Raw genomic sequence first — 12,453 nt, forward strand, 5'->3', positions numbered from 1 at the left:
GGTCGGCGCGGAGGAGGCTCGCGCTCTCCTCGACGCGCGCCGCCAGGACCGGGGCCAGGACCAGGAGCGGGACCAGGACGAGGGCCGGGGCCCCCTCGACCGTTCGCGGATGCTGGACATCGCGGTGGTCGGCATGGCCGGGCAGTTCCCGGGGGCGGCGGACGTACGCGAGTTCTGGCGCAACCTCACCGAGGGCCGCGTCGGCTACGGCGAGCTGCCCGACCACTACCTCGCCCCGGACGACCCGGCAGGATACCGCTGGGGCGGCGCCCTCTCCGAAAGGGACCACTTCGACGCGGAGTTCTTCGGCATCCGGCCGCACGAGGCGGACCTGATGAGCCACAACCAGCGGCTGCTGCTCCAGGAGAGCTGGCACGCCCTGGAGGACGCCGCGATCGACCCGACGTCGCTCGCCGGTTCCCGTACGGGCCTGTTCATCGGCGCCGAGCCCACCGGCTACCCGCACGAGTCGTTCACCGGCGCCTCCGACGCGCTGGTCGCCTCCCGGCTCTCGTACTTCCTCGACCTGCGCGGCGCCGCCCTCGTGGTCAACACGGCCTGCTCCTCCTCCCTGGCCGCCGTGCACCTGGCCTGCCAGAGTCTGCGCTCCGGAGAGTCCACCCTGGCGCTGGCCGGCGGCGTGAACGCCGGCCTGGACGCGCGCGGCCTCGACCTCCTCGTCGAGAGCGGCGCGATGTCACCGAGCGGCGAGTGCCGCACCTTCGACGCCGACGCCAACGGCACCGTCTACTCCGAGGCCGTGGCCGTCCTCGTACTGAAGCGGCTCTCCGACGCGGTGGCCGACGGCGACCACGTCCACGGCGTCATCCGCGCCACCGGCATGAACCAGGACGGCGCGAGCAACGGCATCACCGCCCCGAACGGCACCGCCCAGGAAGAGCTGGTCCTCGACGTCTACCGCCGGTTCGGCATCCCCGCCGAGCGCGTCGGATACGTGGAGGCCCACGGCACGGGCACGGCCCTGGGCGACCCGGTGGAGGCCAACGCGCTGGTACGGGCGTTCCGGCGGCTCACCGATGAGCGCGGGTTCGCCGCCCTCGGCAGCGCCAAGGCGCACATCGGCCACACGGGTGCCCCCGCAGGGGTCGTCGGCATGATCAAGGTGCTGCTCTCGATGCGGTACGGCCGGCTCGTCGGCATGCCGACGCTGCGCGGCCTCAACCCGCTGATCGACCTCGCGGAGTCGGCGTTCGTCGCCGACGCGGCGGCCGGTCCCTGGCAGCACCCCGGCGGGCTTCCGCTGATGGCCGCGGTGAACTCCTTCGGCCACAGCGGGACCAACGCGCACGTGGTCGTGGAGCAGTACGTGCCCGTCGCCGGTCGGGAGCGGCCGCGGGTCGTGGTTCCGCAGGTCGTGCCGCTGTCGGCGCGTACGCCCGAGCGGCTGCGCGCGTACGCGAAGGCCCTCGCGGAGCACCTGGCGGACGCCACCGCCACCGTCCCGCCTGCCCCGCGCCCGGTGGTGGCGCCCGCGCGGGTGTGCGCCGTGGTGGCCGGCGTCCTGGGAGTCGACGCCGACGAGATCGACCCGGACGAGCCCCTGGACTCCTACGGGGTACGGCCGGAGCAGTTCGCCCGCATCGGCGAGGCACTGGACGCGGCGCTCGGCGGTCGCGTCGACGGCGACGCCCTGCACGAGGGAAGTACGGCGGCCGAGCTGGCGCGCCTTGCCGACGTGTCCGGGGGCACCGCCGGTGACGCCGATGACGTCCGCGGCGAGGGCGCGTCGCTCTCGCTCGCCGATGTGGCGCGCACGTTGCAGCTCGGCCGCGCGGAACTGGCGTCGCGCGCGGCGCTCGTGGTGAGCGACCTGGAGGAACTGACCGCCGGGCTGCGGGCGTTGGCAGCGGGTACCGAGTTGCCCGACAACTGCTGGGTGGGAGAGGGAGACGGCCGGTCCGACGTCGCCCGGCTCTTCGCCGACGACGAGCTGCGCGAGGCCGTGGGCAAGTGGCTGGAGCGCGGCAAGCTGACCCGGGCGGCGGAGCTGTGGGTACGGGGTGGCCCCGTGGACTGGTCCGCACTGCACCGGAACGGCACGCCGACGAGGATCTCCCTGCCCGGCTACCCCTTCGCCGAGACCCGCCACGGTATCCCCGCGACCACGGTGGCCCCCGCTCCCGTGGCGGTCCCGGCAGCCCCGGTGGCCCCGGTGGCCGCCGAGCGGGTGGAACAGCCGCCCGAGCGGCTCGCGGAGGCGGTGGAGCGGCGGATCGCCCTCATGGCCACGGAGCTGCTCGGCGGCACGGAGGGCGACGGTGAGGTCGACCCGAGGGAGCAGCTCGACCGCTACGGCATCGACTCCATCACCCGCACCCGCCTGAACCAACTCCTGAGCGATGCGTTCCCGGCCGCCTCCCGCACCTTGTTCTTCGAGTTCGCCAAGGTCGAGAACGTGACCGAGCATCTCGTCGAACGCTTCCCCGACGCTTGCAGGGCGTTCCTGGGGAGGGCCGGGGTGCCGCAGGGCGCCGCCCCGACCCTGGCCCCGACCCCGGCCCCGGCCCCAGGCCCGGTCCCGGTCCGGGCCTCGGACCCGGTGGTCGATGACGTCGACCTCGGTCTCGATGACTTCGACGGTGCCATCGCCGTGATCGGCATGAGCGGCACCTTCCCCGACGCCCCCGACCAGGACAGTTTCTGGCGGCTGCTCATGGAGGGGCGGAGTGCTGTCGGTGAGATACCCGAGCGGCGGTGGGACTGGCGTGAGCACTACGATCCGCGGCCCGAAGGCGCGGATGTCGTGCGCAAGAGCCACTCCAAGTGGGGCGCCTTCCTCGACGGGTTCGACGCGTTCGACCCCGCCCTCTTCGGCTTCACCGAGCAGGAGGCCCGCAACACCGACCCACAGGTGCGCCTCTTCCTCCAGGAGTGCTGGAAGGCCCTGGAGGACGCGGGCCACGCCCCGTCGAAGCTCCCGCCGGAGATACGGGGCCGCATAGGCGTCTTCGCGGGCGGCGCCAAGCACGGCTTCACGCAGCTCGGTGCCGAGGGGCGCCTGGAGATGCCGCGTACGTCGTTCGGCGACATGGTCAACCGGGTCTCGTTCCAGTTCGACCTCGGAGGCCCGAGCAAGGCCGTGGACACCGCCTGCTCCTCGGCCCACGTGGCCCTGCACGAGGCGGTCGAGAGTCTCCGCTCGGGCCGCTGCGACCTGGCGCTGGCCGGAGCCGTGAACCTCTACCTGCACCCGTCCACGTACGTCGAACTGGCCACGGTCGGGCTGCTCTCCGACCGCGACGACTGCGCGTCCTTCGGCGCGGAGGCCGCCGGGATCGTCCCCGGCGAAGGCGTCGGCGCGGTGCTGCTCAAGCCGCTGCGGCAGGCGCGGCGCGACGGCGACCCGGTGCACGCGGTCATCCGCGGCAGCGCCGTCAACCACAACGGCCGCACCATCGGTTTCACCAGCCCCAGCTCCCAGCGGCAGGCCGAGGTGATCCGCGAGGCCCTGCGGGACGCCCGCGTGGACCCGCGGACCGTCGGCTACGTGGAGGCCACGGCCAACGGCTCCGAGATCGGCGACGCCGTCGAGATGACGTCCCTCACCCAGGTCTTCGAGGACCGGCAGGACGCGCGCGGGCCCTACCGCATCGGCTCCCTGAAGCCCAACATCGGCCACGGCGAGGCATCCGCCGGCATGGCGCAGCTCTTCAAGGTCATCCTCGCGCTCCGGCACCGCACGCTGCCGCCGACCCGGCTGCCCGACGAGTACAACCCGGCGATCGACATCGACCGGCTCCCCTTCGAGCTGTCCGGCGCCCCCGTGGCCTGGGACCGGGTCACGGTCGACGGGGCCGCCGCACCGCGCCGCGCCGGGATCACCGGCCTCGGCGGGGGCGGCACCAATGCGCACGTCGTACTGGAAGAGGCTCCTGAGCCGGCCTCCCGCCCCCGGCCGGCCGAACGCGGTCCCGTCCTCTTCGTCCTCTCGGCGCACACCCGGGAACGCCTCGACGCCTATGCCGACCTCTGGCTCGACTTCCTCGGGCAGCGGCCCGAGGCCGCCATGGCGGACATCGCGTACACCCTGCAAGTGGGCCGCACGGACCTGACCCACCGCCTCGCCGTCATCGCCTCCGGGGCAGAGGAGCTGCGCGGGCACCTGACGCGGTGGCGCCGGGGCCGACCCTCCGACGCGGTGTTCTCGGCCACGGCCGCCCGCGTGGACGTCTCGGGTCTCGATGCCGCCCTGCGCGAGCGGGACCTCGCCCGGGTCGCGGACCTGTGGGTGCGCGGCGCGGTCGTCGACTGGCCCGCCCTCCACGGAGGCGGAGACGGAGGCGGGGGCGGGGGCAGTCGGGTCGTACGGGTGCAGGGGCTGCCGACCTATCCGTTCGAGCGTCGGGTCTGCTGGGTCGACGAGCCCGCCCCTGCGGCCCGGGAGCACGTTCCCGCCTCCGCCGCGGGGCACCCGTTCGTCACCTCCCAGGTGCAACTGGCCGACGGCAGCACCGTGTTCAGCGGCGAGGTGTCCCTCGCCACGCACCCGTGGATCGCGGATCACGCGGTGTCCGGCACGGTGCTCTTCCCCGGCACGGGCTTCGTCGAGATGGCGCTGCACGCCGGGCGGACGCTGGACTGCGGGCGCCTCGAAGAGCTCACCCTTGAGGCCCCGCTCGCCCTCACGGACGAGGAACAGGGCGGCGTCCGGCTCCAGCTCGTCGTGGGAGCGCCCGACGCCATGGGCAGCCGTCCCGTGGAAGTGCACTCGCGGCCTCTCGCCGACGACTCGGCGGCACAGGAGCAGCGGACGCCTGGGGCATGGACGCGGCACGCCGCCGGACTGCTGGCCACGGATGCCGCCGAGGCCGGCTTCGAGGGATGGGGGGTGTGGCCGCCGGCCGGCGCCGAGTCCGTACCCGTGGACGACTACTACCAGGTGATGGCCGACGCCGGGTACGCCTACGGTCCCGCGTTCCGCGGGCTGCGCGCGGTCTGGCGGCGCGGCGACGAGGTCTTCGCCGAGGCCACGCTCGACGACGCCCCCGACGCGGCCCGCTACGGCCTGCACCCGGCGCTGCTCGACTCGGCCCTGCACGCGATGGGCTTCGGCGGCTTCGTCCGGGACGGCGGCGGGCTGCTGCCGTTCTCCTGGACCGGGATGCGGTTGTTCGGGGGCGGGGCGGCCACGGTACGGGTGCGGCTCACCGGCGCGGGGACCGACGCGGTCTCGGCCGCGGTCGCCGACGCCACCGGCAGGCCGCTGGCCGTACTCGACTCGCTGGTGCTGCGACCGATCACCGGCACGGCCCGGCAGTCTGTTGGCGCCGCCGCCCTGCCGGACGAGCTGCTCCGTCTGGAATGGACGCCCCTCACGCCGGTCGACGCCCCCGGCGGCGCCTGGGCCGTGGCGGGCCCGGACGAACTCGGCCTCGCCGCGGCCCTGCGGGACGCGGGCGTCGACGTGAGGGACGGGGGCGAGACCTCGCTGCTCTCCCTGGGCGCCGAGCCGGCGGACGGCCTCGCGGCCGGGATCAGGGCGGCCACCGCGCGCGCCCTCGACCTGGTGCGGGCGTGGCTGAACGACGAGAACCAGACCGCGGGACGTCTCGTGATCGCGACCCGGCGGGCCGTCTCCACGCACGTCGGCGAGGACGTCGGCGACCTGGCGCACGCCCCGGTGTGGGGGCTGCTGCGGGCCGCCCAGGCGGAGAACCCCGAGCGGCTCCTCCTGGTCGACGTGGACGGCGAGGAGGCGTCCGCCGCGGCGCTGCCCGCCGCGGTCGCGTCCGCCGTCGCCGCCGGTGAGTCGCAGCTCGCCCTGCGCGCGGGAGAGGCCCTGGTGCCCCGCCTGGCCCCGCTCGGCTCGGACAGCGCGCTCGTGCCGCCGGGCGACGGCACCGCATGGCGCCTGGACACCCGTGGCGCCGGCACGCTCGAGAACCTCGCCCTGCTGCCCTGGCCCGCGGCCGATGCGCCGCTCGGCCCCGGCCAGGTGCGGATCGAGGTGCGTGCGGCGGGCCTCAACTTCCGTGACGTGCTCGGCGCGCTCGGCATGTACCCCGGCGAGCTGACGCTCGGCGCCGAGGGGGCCGGTGTCGTGCTCGACGCCGGCGCCGACGTGACCCACCTCGCGGCCGGTGACCGCGTGATGGGTCTCTTCCCCAGCGGCCTCGGGCCGGTCTGCGTGGCCGACGCGCACACGGTCGTGGCGATGCCCGCCGGGTGGTCCTACGAAGAGGCGGCGGCCGTCCCCGTGGCGTTCGCCACCGCGTACTACGGCCTGGTCGACATGGGCGGCCTCGGCTCCGGCGAGTCGGTCCTCGTGCACGCCGCCGCGGGCGGGGTGGGCATGGCCGCCGTGCAGCTCGCCCGGCATCTGGGCGCGGAGGTCTTCGCCACCGCGAGCGAGGGCAAGTGGGACGCCGTACGCGCCCTCGGCGTACCCGAGGACCACCTGGCCTCCTCGCGCGACCTCGGCTTCGAGGAACACTTCCGTACCGTCACGGACGGACGGGGCGTGGACGTCGTACTGGACTCCCTGGCCCGTGAGTTCGTCGACGCCTCGCTGCGGCTGCTGCCGCGCGGCGGGCGGTTCGTGGAGATGGGCAAGACCGACATCCGTGACGCGGCGCAGGTCGCGGCCGAGCACTTCGCGGTGCGCTACCGGGCGTTCGACATCGTCGACGCGGGGCCGCGCCGCATCGGGGAGATCCTCGCCGAGATCGTCGGCCTCTTCGAGCGGGGCGTCCTGGCCCACCTGCCCCGGCGCGCCTGGGACCTGCGGCGGGCGCCGGAGGCGTTCCGGTTCATGAGCCGGGCGCGGCACATCGGCAAGATCGTGCTGACGGTGCCGCGCCGACCGGACCCCGGCCACACCACCCTCATCACCGGCGGCACCGGCACCCTGGGCGGCATGCTCGCCCGGCACCTGGTGACCGCGCGCGGCGCCCGGCACCTGCTGCTGCTCTCCCGGCGCGGTCCGGACGCGCCGGGGGCGGCCGAGCTGACCGCCGAACTCCGCGCTACCGGGGCGGAGGTGACCGTCGTGGCCTGCGACGTCGCCGACCGGGGGCGGCTCGCGGAGGTGCTCGACGCCATCCCCGCCGGGCATCCGCTCGGCACCGTCGTGCACACCGCGGGCGACCTCGACGACGGGGTCTTCGACGCGCTGACCCCCGAGCGGCTCGACAGGGTCCTGCGGCCCAAGGCCGAGGGTGCCCTCAACCTCCATGAGCTGACCCGGGGGGCCGACCTCGCCGAGTTCGTGATGTTCTCCGGCGCGGCCGGTGTCCTCGGCAACCCCGGGCAGTCCAACTACGCGGCGGCCAGCTCCTTCCTCGACGCCCTCGCCCAGCACCGCAGGGCGCACGGGCTGCCGGGGACCTCGCTGGCCTGGGGATACTGGGAGCAGGCCACGGGCCTCACGAAGCACCTGAGCGAGGGCGACACGGGCAGGATGGCCCGCGGCGGGCTGCTGCCGCTTCCCTCCGGGGACGGCCTCGCCCTCTTCGACCTGGCCCGCGGCGCGGACGAACCGCTCCAGGTCCCGATGCGCCTTGACCTCGAAGCTTTGCGTACGCAGGCGGAGTCGGGGGAGGGGCATCCGCTCCACCGCGCCCTGCTGCGGAGCGCGCCGCGGGCGGCCGCCGTCACCGCCGACCGGGTGGGCGGGCGCCTCGACGTGGACTTGGCCGGGCTCGCCGATCTCCCCTCGGACGCGCAACTCGCGGTACTCCTTGAGCTGGTGTGCGAGATGGTCGGCTCGGTCCTGGTGACCGACCCGGCCACCATCGGCCCGGACACCGGCTTCGTCGAACTGGGCCTTGACTCCCTGACGGCGGTCGAACTCCGCAACCGCCTCAACCGCGCGACGGGCCTGCGCCTGCCGGTAACCCTGGTCTTCGACCACCCGGCCCCGGGCCCCCTGGCCACGTACCTACAACGCCGCCTGACGACCGCCGCCAAGGCCGGTACGCGGCCCAAGGGCGCCCACGAGGCAATGCCGGAGAGCACACCCGCTGCCAGCCCACCGTCGGCACAGCCCACCCCGCAGGTGCCCTCAACACCGCCTCCGGCGGCGGCCACCACCCCGCCCCCCGAGCCGCCCCCCGTCTCCCCCCATCCCCTCCTCGCCCACGCAGCCCTGGAACACCTCGGTGCCGTCCTCGACTTCGGCTGTCGTGGTGTCGGGTCGCTCGTCGGGCTTGCCGACACGTATCCCGCGCTCATCGTGCACGGCGTGACCTCCGACAAGGAGGTCGTCGACCGTGGCCGGCGGGACATCGGTGGTCGGGCCGGTCTTGGCGGGCGGGTCGGGCTGTTCCACCGGGGTGGGCCGCTCGACGCCTTCCCGGGGCAGTACGACCTGGCGTACGGCATCGACGCCAGTCACCGCGTACAGGACAAGCAGGCCCTCTTCGCCCGGCTCGACGCGGCCGTCGTGGACGGTGGGCGCCTCCTCCTCGCCGATTACCTCTGCACGCTCAGCGGTGACCTGGTCGACCCCGCCGCCGGGGTCAGCGTCCCCACCGGCCGCACCTGGGCCGAGGTCTTCGCGTACAACCGCTTCGTGGTCGAGGAGACGGGCGTCGACCACTCCGCGGCCGAGAACCCCGACCCCGACCTGGCGGAGCCACTGCGGCGGGGCTGGATCGAACGCCGCCTGTTCCACCTGCGCAAGGCGGCCTCCGGCACCCAGGAGGACCGCCTGCGGACCAACCGGGCACATCTGGCCGAGACCACCGCGCAGCCGCGCACCCCGCGGAGCTGAAGGAGATACAGAGTCAATGTCGCCCCACGTCAAGCAGGCGCTGTCGGAACTCGCGGCCCGTGTCCTGGATGCCACCCCCGAGCGGGTCTCCCGTACGTCCTTCGATGAGCTGGGCCTCGACCTTGCGGCGGCCGTGGCGCTCACCGAGGAGATCAACTCCCGGTTCGGCACCACGCTCCCGACCGACGCCGTGCTGGAGGCCGGTGACCTCGACGCGCTCGCCGCCCGCGTGTCCGGCCGGCTCGACGGCGCCGCACCGCCGGAGGCCGTCGCGGTGATCGGCATGCACTGCCGCACCGCGGGCGCGCAGAGCCCCGACGAACTCTGGCAGGTGATCAGCTCGGGCGAGGACCGCACCACCGAGGTCGACGACCCGGTGGCGCTGTCCCTGCTCAAGGAGCACTTCCCGGACGTGGCCCCGCCACGCTACGGAAAGATGGCCGACAGCGACCGCTTCGACCCGGCGTTCTTCCGCATCGCGCCCCGCGAGGCCGCCGCGATGGACGCCGCCCAGCGCGTACTGCTCGAATCCTGCTACCACGCCCTGGAGGACGCCGCCCAGGACGCCTCCGCGCTCCGCGGCCGCGCCGTGGCCACCATCGTCGGCAGCACGGGGCTCGCGCCCCAGACGGAGTACTCCGCGCACGCCCTGATGGGCGCCGACACCAGCATCATGGCGGCCCGCCTCGCCTACCAGCTCGACCTCGGCGGGCCTGCGATGACGGTCGACACCGCCTGCTCGTCCTCCCTCGTCGCCGTCGACATCGCCCGCAGGCTGCTCCTCGACGGCGAGTCGGACCTCGCGCTCGCCGCGGGCGTGTACGTGGCCAACCACCCCGGCACGTTCGTCACCATGGAGGCCCTGGGCACGGTCTCGCCGGGGCGGGCCTGCCGCCCCTTCGACGCCGACGCGGACGGCATGCTCGTCGGCGAGGGCGTCGGCGTACTCGTACTGAAGCGCCTCTCCGACGCGGTGCGCGACAACGACCGTATCCTCGGCGTCATCCGGGGCAGCGCCACCAACCAGGACGGCCGCACCTCCGGCATCACCTCGCCCAGCTCCGCCGCCCAGAGCGCGCTGCTGCGCGACGTCTACCGCCGCAGCGGCGTCGACATGGGCCGCCTGCGCTACGTGGAGGCGCACGGCACCGGCACCAGCCTCGGCGACCCGATCGAGGTGCACGGCCTCACCGAGGCGTTCGCGGAGTTCACCGACCGCGCCCGGTTCTGCGCCGTCGGCTCCGTGAAGGCCAACATCGGCCACACCATGGGCGCCGCCGGTGTCCTCGGAGCCATCAAGGTGCTGCTGTGCATGCGGCACGGCAAACTGCCCCCGGCGGCGAACTTCCGTACCGAGAACAAGCACGCCGACTTCGACGAGAGCCCGCTCTACGTCAGCCGGGAGCTCGCCGACTGGGACCGCGCGGGCGAGGAACCCCGCCTGGCCGGTGTCAGCTCCTTCGGGTACAGCGGCACCAACGCGCACGTCATCATCGAGGAACACCTGCCCGCCCGCCCCGCGGCCCTGCCCACGCCCGAGCGCCGGATGGTCGTACCGCTCTCCGCCAAGAGCGAGGAGCAGCTCCGCGAGAAGGCCGCCGCGCTGGCCGCCCACCTGCGCGCGGCCGGACCGGGTGACATCACGCTCCAGGACGTGGCGTACACCCTGCAAGTGGGGCGCGAACCCTTCGCCGAACGCCTGGCCGTCACGGCCCGATCGACCGGCGAACTGCTCGGCCGCCTCGACGCGTTCGCCGACGGCGCCGCCGCGGTGCCCGGCACCTACAGCGGACGCGCCGCCGAACGCCGGCCGGCGGCCAGCCCCGCCGGCCGCGACATCGACGAGTTCGCGGCGGCCTGGGTCACCGGAGCCCCCGTGGACTGGCCGCGCCTGCACACCGGCACCGCACCGCGCCGCATCGCCCTGCCGGGACACCCCTTCGTACGCGAGGTCTTCCCGCACGCCTGGGCGGACGGCACCGCTCCGGGCCCCGCGGACCAGGGCGGCACCCGTACCGCGTACGCGGCGAACGCCGTGCCCTCCGTCCTCGCCGACCTCGACGACGCCGCCGCCGAGCACCTGCGGTCCGACCCGGCCGCCGGAGACCTCGAAGCCGCGCTGCGCTCCGACGTGATGGTCCGCGAGCTGACCGGCGTCTGCCGCAGGATGCTCTTCGCCTCGCTGCGCCGCATGGACGTCTTCGCGAGCGCGGGCGAGCGGTACACCGAGGCCCAACTGGCCGACAGACTCGGCATCGTGGACGAGCACCGCGCGCTCTTCCACGGGCTGCTCGGCGTCCTCACCGAAGGCGGCTACCTGCGCGCCGACGGAGACGACCTGCTCACCACCGACCTGCTCACCACCGACCTGGTCACCACCGACCTCGTCGCCGAACCCGGCCGGCTCCACTGGGACGAGAGCGAACTGGCCGACCTCAAGCGCCACGTCACCGCCGAGTACGCCGAGATGGACGGGTACTTCCACCTCCTGACGCTCTGCCTGGAGGAGATGCCCGACGTCCTCACCGGCCGCAGGAAGGCCCACGAAGTGCTCTTCCCCGGCGGCTCGTTCGACGCCGTGGAAGCCGTCTACCACAGCGACGGCGACACCAACGGCCTGGTGGCCGGACTCGTCGCCCGCTACGTCCGCGCGCGGCGCGAGCGCGACCCCGGAGCCACCCTCTCCGTCCTGGAGATCGGCGCGGGCACCGGCGGCACCACCGCCAAGGTGCTGCCCGCGCTCGACGGCGGCGACGGGCGGCTGCGCTACGTCTACACCGACATCTCGCGCGGCTTCACCCAGTACGGGCGCAAACAGTACGGCGCCGACCACCCCTATGTGACCTTCGCGCCGCTGGACATCGAATCGGCGCCCGTGGAGCAGGGCTTCGAGGCGGACAGCCAGGACGTCGTCCTCGCCTGCAACGTGCTGCACGCCACCCGCAGCATCGACGACACCCTCGCCCACGCCCGGCAGCTCCTGCGCCCCGGAGGCGTGCTGATCCTCCTGGAGACCACGCGGGCCCAGGACTTCTTCACGCTCACCTTCGGCCTGATGGGCGGCTGGTGGGCCTACGAGGACGACTGCCGCATCCCGGGGTCCCCGCTGCTCAGCGTCTCCCTGTGGCGCCAGGCCCTGGAGCGCGGCGGCTTCCGCGCGGTCCGCGGCCTCTCCCCGGCTCCCGTGCGCGAGGACCAGGCGTACCAGGCGGTCGTCCTCGCGGAGAAGGAAGGCGCGCGCGACTCCGGGGAGCCCGTGGCGGAGCTGCCCGACACCCCGGCCCAGGTCGCCGTCACTCCGGTGGCGGAACCGCTCCCCGAGGCCGCAGCGGGCGAACAGGCGCCCGGCGGTTCACTCCAGGAACTGGTGGCCGACGCGTGGCGCGACGTGCTCGGTGTCACCACGGTCCGCCCCGAGGACGACTTCCAGGAGGTGGGCGGCGACTCGATCCTGGCGACCCAGATCATCTCCCGGCTCAAGAGCGGCTTCCCCTTCGAGCTCGACCTCGGGGAGCTGTTCCAGGCCCGCACCCTGGCCGACATGGTCGAGCTGCTTGAGGCCGAGCTGATCGAGCGCATCGACGAGCTGCCCGAGGAGACCGTCAGCACCCTGCTCGCGTGAAAAGCACCCTGCTCGCGTGAACCGGACCGTACGCCCGCCGCTCGCGTGAACCGGCGAGAGCCAGGACGCCGCCGAGACCACCAAGGAGTTCCCCCAC

The 12,453-nt window shown here is 74.2% G+C and carries 1 protein-coding gene and 1 pseudogene; both read left to right on the forward strand.

The genetic code is table 11. The features are described from left to right. Positions 1-127: 127 nt before the first annotated feature. A pseudogene (locus ACZ6JY_RS30790) lies at positions 128-8,734 on the forward strand (SDR family NAD(P)-dependent oxidoreductase); the annotation flags it as partial. A gap of 16 nt (positions 8,735-8,750) precedes the next feature. Then, positions 8,751-12,356 carry a beta-ketoacyl synthase N-terminal-like domain-containing protein gene (locus tag ACZ6JY_RS30795; RefSeq protein WP_469201057.1) on the forward strand — a complete coding sequence of 1,202 codons (3,606 nt, stop codon included), beginning with the start codon at positions 8,751-8,753 and terminating at the stop codon, positions 12,354-12,356. Positions 12,357-12,453: the final 97 nt, after the last annotated feature.

This window comes from Streptomyces sp. NPDC046335 (genome assembly GCF_055587985.1).